Source organism: Deinococcus sedimenti, assembly GCF_014648135.1.
Taxonomy (GTDB): domain Bacteria; phylum Deinococcota; class Deinococci; order Deinococcales; family Deinococcaceae; genus Deinococcus; species Deinococcus sedimenti.
The window spans coordinates 170,383-184,797 of sequence record NZ_BMQN01000001.1 but is presented as its reverse complement, the minus strand read 5'-3'; the positions used below and the strand labels follow the sequence as shown (position 1 = coordinate 184,797).

General features: G+C 71.8%; 17 protein-coding genes. 3 read left to right on the top strand and 14 right to left on the bottom strand.

What is annotated here, in order from left to right:
- Positions 1–2: 2 nt before the first annotated feature.
- The 8 genes from IEY69_RS00910 to IEY69_RS00875 form a co-directional block, all read right to left on the bottom strand.
- Positions 3–563: a hypothetical protein gene (locus IEY69_RS00910; protein WP_189071290.1), complete on the bottom strand. Its 561-nt coding sequence runs from the start codon at positions 561–563 to the stop codon at positions 3–5.
- A gap of 160 nt (positions 564–723) precedes the next feature.
- Complete coding sequence (locus IEY69_RS00905; protein WP_189071289.1) at positions 724–1,887, bottom strand: alkaline phosphatase family protein; 1,164 nt, start codon at positions 1,885–1,887, stop codon at positions 724–726.
- Between the two features lie 46 nt (positions 1,888–1,933).
- Positions 1,934–2,383, bottom strand: a complete 450-nt coding sequence (locus tag IEY69_RS00900) for a methyltransferase family protein (protein ID WP_189071288.1) — start codon at positions 2,381–2,383, stop codon at positions 1,934–1,936.
- A gap of 1 nt (position 2,384) precedes the next feature.
- Positions 2,385–3,308 (bottom strand): NAD(P)-dependent oxidoreductase, encoded by a 924-nt coding sequence (locus IEY69_RS00895; RefSeq protein ID WP_189071287.1) that lies wholly within the window; start codon positions 3,306–3,308, stop codon positions 2,385–2,387.
- 4 nt (positions 3,309–3,312) lie between these two features.
- On the bottom strand, positions 3,313–3,876 hold the full coding sequence (locus IEY69_RS00890) for a GNAT family N-acetyltransferase (RefSeq protein WP_189071286.1): 564 nt from the start codon (positions 3,874–3,876) through the stop codon (positions 3,313–3,315).
- A 5-nt stretch (positions 3,877–3,881) separates the two neighbouring features.
- Positions 3,882–4,907, bottom strand: coding sequence for a 3'(2'),5'-bisphosphate nucleotidase CysQ (locus IEY69_RS00885; protein ID WP_189071285.1), 1,026 nt, complete (start codon positions 4,905–4,907; stop codon positions 3,882–3,884).
- Positions 4,908–4,937: 30 nt separating this feature from the next.
- Positions 4,938–5,660 (bottom strand): endonuclease III domain-containing protein, encoded by a 723-nt coding sequence (locus tag IEY69_RS00880; protein ID WP_189071284.1) that lies wholly within the window; start codon positions 5,658–5,660, stop codon positions 4,938–4,940.
- A 214-nt stretch (positions 5,661–5,874) separates the two neighbouring features.
- Entirely contained in the window at positions 5,875–6,627 is a 753-nt protein-coding gene (locus tag IEY69_RS00875; protein WP_189071283.1) for a serine/threonine-protein kinase, read from the bottom strand.
- A 93-nt stretch (positions 6,628–6,720) separates the two neighbouring features.
- On the opposite strand from IEY69_RS00875, the gene IEY69_RS00870 reads away from it, so the two are divergent.
- Together IEY69_RS00870 and lepB are read left to right on the top strand one after the other, a co-directional pair.
- Complete coding sequence (locus IEY69_RS00870; RefSeq protein WP_229783523.1) at positions 6,721–7,587, top strand: patatin-like phospholipase family protein; 867 nt, start codon at positions 6,721–6,723, stop codon at positions 7,585–7,587.
- Positions 7,588–7,622: 35 nt separating this feature from the next.
- Complete coding sequence (lepB, locus tag IEY69_RS00865; protein WP_189071282.1) at positions 7,623–8,420, top strand: signal peptidase I; 798 nt, start codon at positions 7,623–7,625, stop codon at positions 8,418–8,420.
- Positions 8,421–8,501: 81 nt separating this feature from the next.
- Here lepB and IEY69_RS00860 read toward each other — a convergent pair whose 3' ends face one another.
- The 5 genes from IEY69_RS00860 to IEY69_RS00840 form a co-directional block, all read right to left on the bottom strand.
- On the bottom strand, positions 8,502–8,813 hold the full coding sequence (locus IEY69_RS00860; protein ID WP_189071281.1) for a DUF503 domain-containing protein: 312 nt from the start codon (positions 8,811–8,813) through the stop codon (positions 8,502–8,504).
- A gap of 2 nt (positions 8,814–8,815) precedes the next feature.
- Positions 8,816–9,040, bottom strand: a complete 225-nt coding sequence (locus tag IEY69_RS00855) for a heavy-metal-associated domain-containing protein (RefSeq protein ID WP_189071280.1) — start codon at positions 9,038–9,040, stop codon at positions 8,816–8,818.
- The gene (locus IEY69_RS00850; protein ID WP_189071279.1) at positions 9,040–9,567 is read right to left on the bottom strand and encodes a DUF1999 domain-containing protein; all 528 of its coding nucleotides are present in this window, start codon (positions 9,565–9,567) and stop codon (positions 9,040–9,042) included. The genes IEY69_RS00855 and IEY69_RS00850 overlap by 1 nt, the downstream gene beginning before the upstream one ends.
- Positions 9,568–9,621: 54 nt before the next feature.
- Positions 9,622–10,515 carry a ribokinase gene (locus IEY69_RS00845; protein WP_189071278.1) on the bottom strand — a complete coding sequence of 298 codons (894 nt, stop codon included), beginning with the start codon at positions 10,513–10,515 and terminating at the stop codon, positions 9,622–9,624.
- Positions 10,516–10,580: 65 nt separating this feature from the next.
- Positions 10,581–11,162, bottom strand: a complete 582-nt coding sequence (locus tag IEY69_RS00840; protein WP_189071277.1) for a nucleoside deaminase — start codon at positions 11,160–11,162, stop codon at positions 10,581–10,583.
- Between the two features lie 337 nt (positions 11,163–11,499).
- Between IEY69_RS00840 and IEY69_RS00835 the strand changes: the two genes are divergently transcribed.
- Positions 11,500–13,209, top strand: a complete 1,710-nt coding sequence (locus tag IEY69_RS00835) for a long-chain-fatty-acid--CoA ligase (RefSeq protein ID WP_189071276.1) — start codon at positions 11,500–11,502, stop codon at positions 13,207–13,209.
- A 115-nt stretch (positions 13,210–13,324) separates the two neighbouring features.
- On the opposite strand, the gene tsaD is transcribed toward IEY69_RS00835, so the two are convergent.
- Complete coding sequence (gene tsaD / locus IEY69_RS00830; protein WP_189071275.1) at positions 13,325–14,332, bottom strand: tRNA (adenosine(37)-N6)-threonylcarbamoyltransferase complex transferase subunit TsaD; 1,008 nt, start codon at positions 14,330–14,332, stop codon at positions 13,325–13,327.
- Positions 14,333–14,415 lie beyond the last annotated feature (83 nt).

The following is a 14,415-nucleotide window of genomic DNA, read 5'->3' as shown; positions in this document are numbered from 1 at the left end:
ATCTACGGTCGTGGCCTGGGGTACACCAGTGCCGCGTCGTTCGCCCCCGTCCAGTCGAAACGGTCGACGAAGGGGCCGCAGCGGTCCTGGCGCAGGGCGTCCACGTACCGTCCCGTCAGCCGCAGGGGATCGCCGTCCGACACGTCCAGTTGCGGGTCGCCGCAGCCGGGTCGGGTGGGCACGCGGTAGGTCAGTCCGGTGCGGGTGGCGGTCGCGGGCGTGAACCGGGTGAAGGTCAGCTGCGCGGCCTCGTAGGGGTTCAGCTCGTTCTCGGTGTTGAACAGCAGCGCGGCCTCATTGCGGGCCAGGAGTCGGCCGGGAATCTCCTGGGTGGTTTCGGCGCGGCCGTTCCAGATCAGGGTGTGGATGTTCAACTGAGCGCCGCTGGTGACGTACTCGACGAGGAACTGCCCGGAATGGGTGATGGTGCGGTTCAGGTTGGCGGCAACCTCCTGCTTCCACAGGCGGCGGCCCGCGGTGTTCAGCGCAATGAGCGTCAGGTGGGCGGGGCGATACTGGCTGATCGTGACCAGCACGCCCTGCCCCACCTGTTCGGCCTGCACGGTCTGGTTGGGCCGGGCAGGCAGCGTGAGGAGGATGCGCCCCCGGTCCGGGCCTGCACGGTGACCTTCGAATCGTGAATGGTGACGGGAGCCGGGACTGCTCCGGCCAGACTCAAGCCGGTCAGGGACATCAGCGCGAGGGCACGGGGCAGGTTCATAGTCAGAGCCTCGCACTCAGCACGGGCACGAGCATTTCCTCGGCGGTCCAGCCGCCGTGCAGGCCGAGCATGGGGGCGGGGCTGGTGGGGCGGCGGATGGCGTGTCCGGGGTGCGGGACGGCGATCAGGTCGCCCACGCGCGGGCGGAAGCGGGGGTCGGCGTGGGTGGGTGGGCCGAACAGGCCGCCGGTCCAGGCGTCGTCGGCGGTCAGGAGGGTGGCGTGCGGGGCCAGCAGCGCCGCGATTTCGGCGTGGTGCCCGGGCTGGGGGTGCAGGTACGCGGCGCGTTCCTCTCCGGCAACGGGGCTGCGCAGGGCCGTTTTCATGACTTTCTTCGTGATGGCGTCCACGTAGCCGTCCGGGGGCTGGGGGCTCTGGCCGTGGTCGGCGGTGAGGACGACCAACGTGTCCCCGTTGGTGGGCAGCGCGACGAGGAGGTCCGCGACGATGCGGTCGGTGCGGCGCAGTTCGGCGTGCGCTTCCGGGCTGTCCGGACCGGAGCCGTGGCAGACCAGGTCGTACTCGGGGAAGTACACCAGCGTGTACGACGGCTGCCCCGGCGGGAGGGTCGCGGCGGTCAGGGCCGGCGTTTCCTCGGGCTGCGCGTAGGGGTGGTACTCGGTGCCGTCGCAGGCCCAGCGGGTCAGGACGCTGTCTCGGTACGCGGCGGGCATGACGACGTGCGCGGCCACACCCCGGTCCCGCAACTGACGGTACAGGGACGGCACGGCCGCCAGGAACCCCGCGTCCGCCAGCGGGGCGTGGGTGTAGACGTCGTACAGGCGGATGAGGTTCACGACGGCCTGCGCCTCCTCCAGCCAGACGGTCAGGCCCAGGTACCCGTGTTCGGCGGGCGCGCGGGCGGTATGCAGGGTGGTCAGGGCGGCCATGGTGGTGCTGGGAAACACGCTGGTGACGGGGCCAGGGGTGGGCGTCAGGGATGCAAGGGTGGGCGCGTCCCCGCGCGTGATGGCGTCCCGCAGCTGCCCGGCACCCAGGGCGTCCACGACGATCAGGACGACGTGCCGCGCGCCGTCCAGCGGCAGCGGGTGGCGGTACGGGGCGTGCGGGGTGGGCACGCCGTGGTGCGCGCCCAGGGTGGCGGCGAGGTTCAGGACGCTGCCGCCCGCGTAATCGGGCCGGACCGCGTGCGGGGGCAGGTGCATGGGTGAAGATAGCCGCCGGGGTGGCCGGGCCACCTTGAGGCTTCGTTCAGCGCCTGCCGGTGCGCGGCAGGAACGCTCCGGTACGCGCCCGGTACGCCGCGTGGTCAGGGTAACGTCCGGCCAACGCAGCGTCCTCGATCCCGGCCTTGTGCCGCAGCAGTGCCCCGAGCAGGAGGGTACCCGCCACGCTCACCCGTCCGCCCCGCGCGACCGTCCAGCTGCCCGCCAGCAGGAGCAGCGCCGTGTAGATCGGGTGCCGCACGTGGCGGTACGGGCCGCGCTGCACCAGCGTGCCCCCCGCGACCGGGGTGGGCAGCGGCGTGAGATTCCGCCCCAGCGTGTGCCCGCTCCAGACCAGCAGAGTCAGGCCACCGGCACCCAGCGCCGCGCCCGCCGCCCGGACGGATCGGGGCCGACCTCTCCCCCGCCGCCCCCCGGCCAGGATGACGGCCAGCAGCGCGAACTGCGCGGCGACCAGCGCCCGGTCGCGGTTCATATCAGTACGTGCGTCCGGCGGTGACGCGTCCGTCGGGTTCGTGGCCCTGTTGCAGGTCGATCAGGAAGTCGCGGGTCAGGTGCGCGCCGCGCGTGACGAGGTCGGTGGTGGTGCTGGCGATGTGCGGCGTGAGGATCACGTTCGGCTGGTCCCACAGGGGGTGCTCCTCGGGGAGGGGTTCGGGGTCGGTGACGTCGAGGATCGCGCCGCCCAGTTGCCCGCTGTTCAGGGCGTTCAGGAGGTCGTCGGTGACGACGAGGTTGCCGCGGCCGACGTTCACGAGCCACGCGCCGCGTTTCAGGCCGCGCAGGGTGGTGGGGTTCACGATGCCGCGCGTGTCCGGGGTGCTGGGCAGCAGCAGCACGACCCAGTCCGCCTGGGCGAGCAGTTCGTCGCGCTCGTCGGTGGGGGTGGTGCTGCGGATGCCGTGCACGTGTGCGCCGTGCGGGGCGAGGAGTTCTTCGAGGTTCCGGCCGATGTGCCCGTGACCCCACAGGACGACGTGTGCGCCGTCCAGGGTGGTCAGGGCGGAGTCGCCGGGCAGGGCGGGGGCGTCCCAGTGGTGTCGGCGCTGCGCGTCACGGAAGCGGTGCAGGCCGCGTGCGGCGGCGAGCATGCCGCTCAGGGCGTGCACGGCGACGGCGCGGTCGTGCAGGCGGCTGGCGTTGAACAGGGCGGCGCCGGGTGGGAGGTGCGCCTGGACGTGTTCGATTCCGGCGGTCAGGGTGAGCACCCACTTCAGGCCGGGCGTGGCGAGCAGCGCGGTGCGGGTGGCGGCATCGGTGAGCCACAGGACGACGCCGTCGGCCTCGCCGTCGGGGAGGTGGCCGCGGCGGTAGTGGTCGAAGGTCACGCCGGGCACGCCGTGTTCGTCGTGCTGGCTGAGGGCGCGGAATTCGGGCAGGTCGGGCAGCAGGACGCGCATGGGTCTATTCTGACCCGCCGGGCGGGTGCGCGGCCAGCCATTCGGGGCGGGTGAGTTCCATGTGCACGTCGGTGCGGCCCTCGCGTTCGGTGCGGTGTACCTCGCGGAACCCGCAGGCGAGGAAGGCCCGCTGGGCGCGGCGGTTGTGTCCGAAGGTGGTCAGGCGGATGCGGTTCAGGGTGGGGTCGCGGCGCGTGAACGCCCACTGCAGGAGGGCCTGCACGGCCTCGCGTCCGTAGCCCTGCCCCCACAGGTCCGGCAGGCCGATCATGACGCCCAGCGTGGCGGCGGTCGGCGTGAGGGGCGGAGAGGGGCGCAGGTCGTACAGTTCGGCGCTGCCGATCAGGGTGCCGTGCTCGTCGAGGATGCCGAAGCCGTGGCGTTCGCCGGTGTGTTCCTCGTCCTGCATGATGCGGCGGAACAGGAAGCCGGGCAGGCGGATGGGTTTGGCGTCGTTCCAGTCGGCCAGTTCCCGGTCGCGGAAGAAGCCGTGCAGGACGCGCCACTCGTGCGGCGTGAAGTCCAGCAGGGGTTTCAGGGTGACGCGGGGTGTGAGAGGGCCTTGCATGCCGCTCAGCTCTGGGTGGTGCCCAGCGCGCGGGTCACGTCCCGCGTCAGGCGGTCCAGGTGGAAGGCGTCGCCCTCGGCCCGCTCGACCTGCCGGGTGCCGGGGTTCACGACGAGCAGGGCCAGCACCTCGCCGCTGGCGTGGCGGACGTTCACGCCGGGGTGCCCGTCCAGCGCGGCGCGGTCGGATTCGGGCAGCAGCGTCCAGGCGGGGTCCGACGGGGTCAGGCCCAGGTGCGCGACGGGCAGGCGGTGCCCGCGCAGCTGCCCTTCCAGCCAGTCCAGGGCGGCGGGCGTGCCGCCGATCAACCCCTGTTCGATGTGCGGGCGCAGCTGGTTGTACCGGACGGGACGGCCGTCGCGGCGGCGCAGGTCACCTCCGGCGGCGCGCAGCAGGGCGTGTCCGGCGGCGATGTCCCACTCGCTGCGGGGGGACATGGTGAAGGTCGCGTCGACCTGACCGGCTGCGATCCGCGCGAGTTTCAGGGCGATGCTCCCGCTGGGTTTCATGCCGGGCAGCGAGGTGCGGTGCAGTTCCCGCCCGTGTTCGGTGTCGGACACGGCAATGCGCCAGTCTGGCCCGCTGCCGGGCGCAGGCACCGGCTGGCCGTTCAGGAACACGCCCTGCCCCACCACGCCGCTGAACAGTTCGTCCGTCTCCGGGGCGTACACGACGCCCAGCACCGGCTCGCCGCCCACCGCTAGACCGATGCTGACGCAGTAGTCCGGCAGGCCCGTCGAGTACTCCTTCGTACCGTCGATGGGGTCCACGATCCACACCCGGTCATGGCCCAGGCGGGCGCGGTCGTCGGTTTCCTCCTCGGACAGCAGGCCGTCCGACGGGAACGCGGCGGCCAGGGCGGTCATGATCAGGGTGGACGCCTCGCGGTCGGCGACGGTCACGGGGTCGTCGGCACTCGTCTTGTGTTCCACGGTGAACCCGGCGCGCAGGTGCGCGAGCAGCAGCGCCCCGGCCTCGCGCGCCAGCGCCGACGCGACCGTGAGTTCATGCGAGAAGGTGGGAGCGGTCATGCCCCCGAGCATAGCCCGCGCCTCCCTCTCTCAGCCCGGTCCGAGCAACGCGGCGGAGGGGCACAGGTCGGCCAGCACGCACGCGCCGCAGCGGGGGTGGCGACTGAGGCAGACCTCGCGCCCGTGCCGGACGCCCGCGACGTGCAGGCGCAGGCGGTCCGGGGTGGTGCGGGGCACGGCGGCGTCGAACCAGCGCTCAACCCGCGCGGCGGTCCAGCCGTCCGGCACCCATTCCAGCCGCCGGGCCAGTCGGTCCAGGTTGCCCTCGACGGGCATGGCGGGCCGGTGCAGGTCGAACAGGAGCATCAAGGAGGCGGTGTGGCGGCCCACGCCGGGCAGGGCCTCCAGGGCTGCGCGGGCGTCCGCGTCGCTCAGGCCGCTCAGGTGCTGCAGGGTCAGGGGGCCGTCCTCGTCGGGTCCGGCCAGGGTGGTCAGGATGCCGTGGATGCTGGCGGCCTTGCTGCGGTGCAGGCCGCCGCCCGCGCCGCGCAGGGTATCCTCGATACCGTCCGGGCCGTCGAGCAGTGCCGCTTCCCACAGCGGGTACGCCTCGCGCAGCGCACGGTACTGGCGGTCAGCGGCGGCGCGGGTGTTCTGCTGGCCCAGAATGGTGCGGATCAGGCTGCTCAGCAGATCCGCCGGGCGGGTGCGGGGAAAGGGCAGGTCACCGTCCGGGAGGTGCTGCGCTGCCAGCCGCCGGGTCACCTCCGGCAGGGTCTCAGGCACCGGGTTGTCGGGGGCGGGGCGGGGCATCCCGGCAGGCTAGCGGTCGCGGCACGCGGGAACCGTGCCGGGGCGCGCGATCCCGGACCCGAGCGGGGGGGGGCGGTCACAGCGGTTTCCAGTTTCACCCTGGGGCCACCACCACGCCCCAGGGCTCCACGTCCAACCGCCGCCATTCTCAGGTGCTCGCTTCGCTCGATTCAGAGGAATAGGGGGATACCCTCACTTCCTCTGAACTCTGCGGTCAGTACGGCAGTCCGGCCAGTCGCAGCAGTTCCGCGCGGACCTGCGCGGCGTCGCGGGGTCGCTCGGCGCGGGCCGGGCGGGTCAGGCTCAGGTACAGGGGTTGCAGGGGGTCCAGGGTGTGCGGGTGCGGGTCGTCCGGGTCGGGCAGCGAGCCGTGGATGCCCCAGCCGAGCAGCACGCCCACGCCGTACAGGTCGCTCTCGGGACCGAGGGGTTCGCCGCGCGCCGCCTCGGGGCTCTGGAAGGCGGCGGTGCCCATGCGCAGCGGGGATTCGAAGGTTTCCAGGGTGGGTCCGGACAGGTCGAAGTCCACGAGTTTGGCGCTGCCGTCCTCCTCAACGATGATGTTCTCCGGTTTGATGTCCCGGTGCACAACGCCGCGCTCGTGCAGGTAGCCGAGCGCGTCGAGGAGGTGCGCGAGGGTCAGCAGGAAGGCGCGCCGTTCGATCTGCACGGCAGGCCGCTGCGTGTAGCGTCGGAACAGCACCTCGCCGCGCGCCAGGGTGCTGACCAGCGCGGGCTGGCCGTCCACGACCGTGCGGTCCATGACGCGCACGAGGCGCGGGTGGTGCAGGTCGTGCCCGTGGTCGTACTCGCGGTCGGCGTAGCCGCTCAGGTGCGCGGGGAAGATCTTCACGGCGCAGGGCTGGCCGTTGTGGGCCACGGCGAAGTACACCAGGCTGTGTGAACCGCGTCCGACCGGGCGGACCAGTCGGACGCCGTTTCCCACCACCTGTCCCGCGAGAGGCATCTCCCACAACCTACCCCAGGAGTCGCGGTGGCGGGTAGGTGCGGGGCCGGGCGCCTCCCCCCGCAACTGAACCCGGTGCAAAACAATCATAGAATGTCCGCTGACATGGGGTACGGACTGGTACTGGGAGGGGGCGGTGCGCGCGGACTGGCGCACATCGGCGTGTGGCGGGTGCTCGAGGAGCACGGCCTGACGCCTGGCGTGCTGGCCGGGACGAGCATGGGCGGACTGGTCGGGGCGTTCATCGCCGCCGGGTACGGCGCCGCCGAGATGGAACGCCTGGCGGGCAGCGTCTCCTGGCGGCGCCTGCTGGACCTGCGGCCCGGCCCGGGCCTGGTGCGCCCCGCCGTGGTCAGTGCGTGGCTGGCCGATCACCTGCCCGCCACGTTCGAGGAATTGCGGCTGCCGCTGGCGGTGACGGCCACGGATCTGCTCTCGGGCCGGGCCGTGTACCTGTCGCGCGGGAACCTCCATGACGCGCTGCGCGCCACGACCGCGTACCCGGGCGCGGTAGAGCCGCTGGCTCTGGACGGGATGCTGCTCTCGGACGGCGGGATCCTGAATCAGGTGCCGGTGGACGCCGCGCTGTTCCTGGGTGCGCGGCGGGTCCTGGCGGTGGACGTCACCGCGCCTGACCCGCTGACCCTCCCCGAGCGGCGTGGTCACCTGTGGCGGCGCCTGTCGCGCGAGCAGGGCGGAACCGGGCCCGGCGCGGGCCACCCGGGGGCCACTCTGGGCGCGGCGCAGCTGGGCACCGTGCAGACCCTGCGCCGCGCGGTGGAGATCATGCAGGCGCAGCTGACCGACGCCCGGGTCGGGCTGTACCGTCCGGACGTGCTGCTGCGCCCCACGCTGCGCGACGTGGATCTGCTGAATTTCCGCCGGGCGGACGTGGCGGTGCAGGCGGGGGCGGACGCCGCGCTGGCCCAGTTGCCGCGGCTGCTGACCCTGCCGGACTGACCGGAGGGCGCGGCATCCGGTATTCTGCGCGGTGCATGACCACCCCTGAGCCGACCCGCGCCCCGACCACCCCCCCGCCCAACGCGCTGCAGAAACTGTGGAAGGAAATCCTGGAGCCCATCGTGTTTGCGGTGGTGATCACGCAGTTCGTGGCGACCCTGGTGGGCGTGGACGGCGTGAGCATGATGCCGAACCTGCGCAACGGCGAGCGGGTGTTCGTACCGAAGTACGAGACGTGGCTGCACAAGGCGGGCGTGGGTGACTTCAAGCGCGGGGACATCCTGATCTTCAAGCCGCCCCGCGAGGCCAGCGCGAAGATCGAGAACCTGAACAAGAGTGCGTTCGGGCTGTGGACGTACCGGCCGTTCCTGATCAAGCGTCTGATCGCGCTGCCGGGTGACACCATCAGCATCCGGGCGGGCGAGGTCACCGTGAACGGTCAACCGCTGGATTCCAGCTGGACGACGGCGTACTGGCAGGAGCAGGGCTGCTGGGACACGCAGAGTGCCGTGGCGAACAACATCACGTCCGCCAGCATCGCCGGATCGGCGGTGAATGTCGTGCCGGACCGTCAGGAGTTCACGGTGCCGCAGGGGCAGTACTTCGTGATGGGAGACAACCGCACCGCGACCGGCAGCGAGGACTCCCGCATCGTGGGCGCCATTCCGCGCCGGGACGTGGCGGGGCGGGCGGCGGCAGTCGTGTGGCCGATCATGCGCAAGGTGAACGCCAAGTACGACTGCCTGGGCAACAGCGTTCCGGAATTCAGTGGGCCCAATGAACTGAACTGGCGCCTGCTGACCCGCCCGGCCGGTTTCGGCGAACTGAAGTAACCCCTGCACAGAGGCGCGCCGGATCGGGAGGAACCTGATCCGGCGCGTTCGCCGTTGAGGATGGACGCAGCTTGCCGGAGGCTACTCGTCGTCCGGGCCGAGTGGGGTGATCTCGATGTCCTCGCTCGTCACGCGGTAGGGGCCTTCCTTGGCGATGTAGTCGGCCGCCATGCGCAGGGTCTCTTCCACCCAGCCGTAGTCGTTGCTGAGGGTGGCCACCCCGATGACCTCCCAGTCGTGGGCGTCCAGGCCGTCGAGCCGCGCGACCGTCAGGGGAAAGCGCACCTTGAGTCGCTCGACGACCGGGCGGATCAGGGCGCGTTTCTCCTTCAGGCTGGCGACCCAGGGCATCTCGACGCGGATGGTCAGGATGCCCACGTACCCCAGGGCCACCGTCAGATCATGCCGGCCAGGAAGCCCTGTCGGCGGATGGCGCGCACGATGTCCATGACGGTCAGCTGCGAGGGATCGTAGTGCACTTCCAGCTGGCCCTCGTCGGGGGTGGCCTTCACGATGCCGGGGATGGCGCTCAGGGCCTCGGCAACGGTGATTCCGGCGTCGCGGCTCATGCCGCGCACGCCCAGCAGCACGCGGGTGGCGGTGTTGGTCATGCCTGCCATTATGCGCCCTGGGTGGGCGGGGTGCGCACCTGATCGCCTGCGGGCTGCCCGTCCAGCCGCTCGCCCGGCGCGGTCTGCGCGCGGGTGCCCAGGTGCGTAACCGCGTAGGCGCCGGTCAGGACGGCACTCTCGGCGGCAGCGGCGGCGCGCAGGGCCGGCGTGACCGGGTAGTGCACCTCGTACACGGCCGTGTCGTAGGCGCTTTTCACGGTGGCGTGCAGCAGGGCTTCGGTCACGCCGGCCGGCGCGCCGGGGTGCACGCTCAGGGTCCGGACCAGCACGATGGGCCGGTCGCCCTGCCATACCGACTGCGCGAGGATGAAGCCGTGCAGGGTGCCGTTCTCCTCGGCCACGAAGGAGTGTTCGCTGCGCTCGTAGAACTTCAGCGCAGGGAGGCTGGTGTGCAGCCGCCCGTCGCGTTCCCGCTTGGCCAGGGTGTCGAAGGTCGGCTCCTGGGCGCGCTGCACGTCGAGGTCAAGCGCCTGAAGCGCGTCGTAGTCATGTTCGGTGAAGGTGCGGTACCTCATGTGCCGAGCGTAGCCCACGTCCGGCGCGCACGGCCAGGGTCAATCGGGTCGGGTTCAGGCGGATGTCATGGCCGACTGGATGTCCGGCCAGCTGGGCATGGCGTCCTGCGCGCCGGGGCGGGTGCAGGCCAGTCCGGCGGCGACACCGGCGGCCCGCAGCGCGGTGGGCAGCGGGTCGCCCAGGGACAGGCGCGCGGCGAGCACGCCGCAGAAGGTGTCCCCCGCGCCGGTGGTATCCACGGGCTGCACGGGGTGCGCCGTGAGGCGGTGCGTGCCGCTGCGCGTGACGGTCAGGCTGCCCTGCGCGCCCAGCGTGACGGTCACGGCCTGCAGGCCCCGGTCGAGCAGGCTGTGGGCCTGCCGTTCCAGGTTGGTGCCCTCGGGCCGTAGGGCCGCCAGTTCGTGTTCGTTCACGATCAGGTGCGTGACGCAGCGCAGCAGTTCGCCGGGCAGGTCGCGGGTGGGCGCGGCGTTCAGCAGGACGGGAATCCCGGCGGCCTGCGCGGTCCGCGCGGCGTGCAGGGTCACGTGCGGCGGCAGTTCCTGTTGCAGCAGCAGCTGCGTGACGCCGGTCAGGTCGGTGGGCAGGTGGTCGGGCGTGACGTGGGCGTTCGCGCCGCTGGCGACCGTGATGGCGTTCTCGCCCTGCGCGGCCACCGTGATCAGCGCCAAGCCGGTGGGTGTGCCGGGCAGGGTGCGCAGATGGTCGAGATTCACGCCGGCCTCCTGCAGGCCGCGCAGGGCGACGTCCCGGAAGGCGTCCGGGCCGACCGCGCCGGTCAGGGCGACCGGCGCGCCCGCCAGGGCGGCGGCCACGGCCTGATTGGCGCCCTTGCCGCCGGGCGAGGTGATGGCGTCCCCGCCCAGGACGGTTTCGCCGGGGGCGGGAATGCGGGGGGTCCGGACGGTGAGGTCCGCGTTGACGCTGCCGACGACGAGGACGGTCATGCGTCCATTGTGGGGCCTGAGCGCGCGGTTGCGGCGGTCATGTGGGCCGCGCGCCGTCCAGCGCGTCAGGGGGCGCGGCTGGTCTGGGCGTCCACCACAGCGGTCTCCTGCGGGTAGCGCTGGCGCCACAGGGCCCAGCCCTCTTCCGGGAAGGCGCGTTTCGCCTCGGGGGCAAACAGGGTGGCCCCCTCGTGTTCCAGGTCCGGGTCGGGGGTGGGCATGACCCGGGTGTCCTGCAGGGCGGGGTGGTCGGCCCAGCGGATCAGGCGACCGGAGCCGCCCCAGGGGTCATCTGTGGCCCATACGATCCGTCCGACGCCCAGCAGGGCGCTGGCGCCGCCGCACATCAGGCAGGGTTCCAGGCTGGTGTACAGGGTCAGGGTGTGCGGGTCCTGCAGCCTGCCCGCCTGGAAGTACAGGTCCATCTCGGCGTGGGCGACGCTGGCGTCCCCGACGTGCTGGGTGGTCTGCGCCTCGCCGACGCGGTTGCGGCCGCGGGCGATGATCTGGCCGTCGTGATTCACGAGGACCGCTCCCACGGGGGCGCTGCCGGCGGCCTGTCCCTCGCGGGCGAGGTCGAGCGCGGCGCGCAGGTACCGGGTGTGGTCGAGGTCCGGAACGTCAGGGGTGGGCCGGTCGTCACTCATGGGTTCAGGGTGCGGGGTGCCGGGCGGGTGGCGGGTGCGGCGCGGGTGAGGGGACCTTCACGCCCGCAGCGGGTGTTGTTCCCCGCGCGGGCACAGGATGGGCCACACCCGGACCGGACCGCGCTGGCGGCGCTGCGGACCGGTCCTGATCGGGTCCCGCCTATCGGGTGGAGTGCCGGGGACCCTTGAAGCCGCTGCCCCAATGTTTATACTTGGTTTAATTTCAGACCCGGCCCAAACGGCCACCGATCGCCCGAGATCATCTGCCCCTCCCGTCCACACGCGGCGCGGAGCCGGACGCCGCCCCCAGGGCACCCCCCACCCCCCGAGGAGTGACATGACCCAACCTTCCCTCCCCCAGCCCTGGCTCGACCACTACGAAGCCGGCGTGCCCCGCACCTTCCGCCCCAGCGGCCTGACCCTGCCCGAACTGCTGGAGCGCACCGTCCGCAAGTACCCGGACCGCACCGCCCTGAGCTTCGTCGGCGCGACCACCACGTACGGCAGCCTGTGGCAACAGGTGCAGCGCTTCGCGTCGGCCCTGCAGAAGATGGGCGTGCAGCCCGGCGACCGCGTGTCCATCATGCTGCCCAACACGCCGCAGTTCGTGGTGGCCTTCTACGGCACCCTGCTCGCGGGCGCGGTGGCGGTGAACACCAGCCCCATGTACACGCCCAGCGAACTGGAACACCAGTTGCAGGACAGCGGCAGCGAGACGCTGGTCATCTTCGACAGCTTCTACCCCCGCTACGCGGAGATCCAGGGCCGCGTGAACGTCAAGCGCGTCCTCGTGACCGGCGTGCAGGACGCCCTGAGCTTCCCCAAGAACGTCCTGTACCCCGTCAAGGCCCGGCGCGAGGGCACCTGGGTGAACGTCCCCTACGGCGACCGCGTGCTGTCCATGCGCAAGGTGCTGGAATCCCAGCCGCCCACCCCCACGCCCGTGCCCATGAAGGCCGACGACGTGGCGCTCCTGCAGTACACGGGCGGCACCACCGGCGTGCCCAAGGGCGCGATGCTCACGCATGGGAACCTCGTGTCCAACTGCGAGCAGGCCCGCTGCTGGATGACCGACCTGCGCGAAGGGCAGGAAACGACCCTGGCGTCCATTCCGTTCTTCCACGTGTACGGCATGACGGTCGCCATGAACCTCAGCGTCCTGATCGGCGCGACCATCGTGCTGATCCCCAACCCGCGCGACGTGACCATGACCCTCAAGGCCGTGCAGAAGACCCGCGCGACCCTCTTCCCCGCCGTGCCCACGCTGTACAACGCCATCAACAACCACCCGGACACGCCCAGGTACGACCTGACCAGCATCCGCGCCTGCATCAGCGGCAGCGCGCCCCTGCTGATCGAGACGGCCCGCAAGTTCCGTGAAATCACGAACGGCGCGAACCTGGTGGAAGGCTACGGCCTGACCGAGGCGAGCCCCTGCACGCACACCAACCCCATCTACGGCGAGCAGCGCGAGGGCAGCATCGGCATTCCCTTCCCCGGCGTGCACGCCATCGTCGTCGGGGACGACGGACAGCAGGTCGCGCCCGGCGAGGTCGGCGAACTGTGGATCGCGGGCCCCATGATCATGAAGGGCTACTGGCAGAAACCCGACGAGACCGCCAAGACCCTCGTGGAGGCGCACGGGCAGACGTGGCTGATGACCGGTGACATGGCCACCATGGACGCCGACGGGTACTTCCGGATCGTGGACCGCAAGAAGGACCTGATCATCGCCGGGGGGTTCAACATCTACCCCCGCGAGGTCGAGGAAGCCCTGGTCAGCCACCCCGCCGTGCTGGAAGCCGCCGCCGTCGGCCTGCCCGACGCGTACCGCGGCGAGAGCGTCCACGCCGTCGTCGCCCTGAAACCCGGTGCGACCGCCACGGAAGGCGACATCATCGCCCACTGCCGCGGCCTGCTCAGCCCCTACAAGGTGCCCCGCAGCGTCGAATTCCGCGCCGAGCTCCCCAAGACGGCCGCCATGAAGATCCTGCGCCGCCAGCTGGCCCAGGAAGCCCGCGACGCGCAGAAAGCCAAGAGTGCCTGACGCGGGGGTGTCGGCAGTAGGTTGTGGGCAGTAGGAACCGAACACAGCAGAGGCGGCCCGCTGAGGCCGCCCCTTTCTTTTCCCACTCCCTCCTGCCTACAGCCCACAACCCCCTTCAGGCATTCGCCAGGGGAGCGTACGCGGTCGCGCCGCCATTCAGGTCGCTGGCGGGGCGTCCGGCCTGGATGGCGGCGGCTCCGGCGAGGGCGATCATGGCGCCGTTGTCGGTGTTCAGGCCCTTCCCGGGGAATACGACGTGCAGGCCGGTGGCGGCGAACGCGTCGCGCAGGGCGCGGTTAGCGGCGACCCCGCCGGACACGACGACTGTGGTGCGCCCGGTGGACTGTGCCGCGCGGACGGTGGTGTTCACGAGGGTCTGCACGGCGGCCCGCTGGAAGCTCGCCGCGAGGTTCTCCGGGGTGGCGCCCGCCCGGTGCGCGAGCAGCGCCGCCGTCTTCAGGCCGCTGAAGCTGAAGTCGAACCCACTCTGGCCTTTCAGGGGTTCCTTGAACGGCACGGCCTTCGGGTCGCCGCGCGTGGCAGCCTCGCTGATGGCGGGGCCGCCGGGGTAGCCCAGCCCGGCGAGGCGGGCGACCTTATCGAAGGCCTCTCCCGCCGCGTCGTCGCGGGTCGCACCGACCAGGACGTACTCGCCGTCGCGCGGCACGTCGAAGAGGTGGGTGTGCCCGCCGCTGACGACCAGCGCCAGGAACGGGGCGCGCAGGTCGGCCTCGCTGGCCGCCGCGAAGATGTGGCCCTCCAGGTGGTGCGCGGCGTGGAACGGCACGTTCAGCGCCTGCGCGAGGCCCTTGCCGTACATCAGGCCCACCAGCAGCGCGCCCACCAGTCCGGGGCCGGAGGTCGCGGCGACCGCACCGATGTCGCCCACGCTCAGGCCCGCCTCGTGCAGGGCGTCCCCCATGATCTGGTCGATGCGTTCGACGTGCTCGCGGCTGGCGAGTTCCGGCATGACGCCCCCGTACTGCGCGTGGACCGCCTGCGACCACACGCGGTTCGCCAGGACCGTCACGCGGCCTTCCGCGAGTTCCACGATCCCGACGCCCGTGTCGTCGCAGGACGTGTCGATTCCCAGGATGCGCAGCGGAAGGGGGCGATCAGTCATCGCCGGGGAGTGTAGCAGGGGGCAGGCGGGGCAAATGGACGTTGCAGGCAGAACGGAAGGGTGAACGGGCGGGACCAGTCAGC

Excerpts from the sequence above, each read along its gene's own strand:
- IEY69_RS00905 (WP_189071289.1), bottom strand. The coding sequence starts at position 1,887 with ATGCACCTGCCCCCGCACGCGGTCCGGCCCGATTACGCGGGCGGCAGC.
- IEY69_RS00900 (WP_189071288.1), bottom strand. The coding sequence starts at position 2,383 with ATGAACCGCGACCGGGCGCTGGTCGCCGCGCAGTTCGCGCTGCTGGCC.
- IEY69_RS00895 (WP_189071287.1), bottom strand. The coding sequence starts at position 3,308 with ATGCGCGTCCTGCTGCCCGACCTGCCCGAATTCCGCGCCCTCAGCCAG.
- IEY69_RS00890 (WP_189071286.1), bottom strand. The coding sequence starts at position 3,876 with ATGCAAGGCCCTCTCACACCCCGCGTCACCCTGAAACCCCTGCTGGAC.
- IEY69_RS00885 (WP_189071285.1), bottom strand. The coding sequence starts at position 4,907 with ATGACCGCTCCCACCTTCTCGCATGAACTCACGGTCGCGTCGGCGCTG.
- IEY69_RS00880 (WP_189071284.1), bottom strand. The coding sequence starts at position 5,660 with ATGCCCCGCCCCGCCCCCGACAACCCGGTGCCTGAGACCCTGCCGGAG.
- IEY69_RS00875 (WP_189071283.1), bottom strand. The coding sequence starts at position 6,627 with ATGCCTCTCGCGGGACAGGTGGTGGGAAACGGCGTCCGACTGGTCCGC.
- IEY69_RS00870 (WP_229783523.1), top strand. The coding sequence starts at position 6,721 with ATGTCCGCTGACATGGGGTACGGACTGGTACTGGGAGGGGGCGGTGCG.
- lepB (WP_189071282.1), top strand. The coding sequence starts at position 7,623 with ATGACCACCCCTGAGCCGACCCGCGCCCCGACCACCCCCCCGCCCAAC.
- IEY69_RS00855 (WP_189071280.1), bottom strand. The coding sequence starts at position 9,040 with ATGGCAGGCATGACCAACACCGCCACCCGCGTGCTGCTGGGCGTGCGC.
- IEY69_RS00850 (WP_189071279.1), bottom strand. The coding sequence starts at position 9,567 with ATGAGGTACCGCACCTTCACCGAACATGACTACGACGCGCTTCAGGCG.
- IEY69_RS00845 (WP_189071278.1), bottom strand. The coding sequence starts at position 10,515 with ATGACCGTCCTCGTCGTCGGCAGCGTCAACGCGGACCTCACCGTCCGG.
- IEY69_RS00840 (WP_189071277.1), bottom strand. The coding sequence starts at position 11,162 with ATGAGTGACGACCGGCCCACCCCTGACGTTCCGGACCTCGACCACACC.
- IEY69_RS00835 (WP_189071276.1), top strand. The coding sequence starts at position 11,500 with ATGACCCAACCTTCCCTCCCCCAGCCCTGGCTCGACCACTACGAAGCC.
- tsaD (WP_189071275.1), bottom strand. The coding sequence starts at position 14,332 with ATGACTGATCGCCCCCTTCCGCTGCGCATCCTGGGAATCGACACGTCC.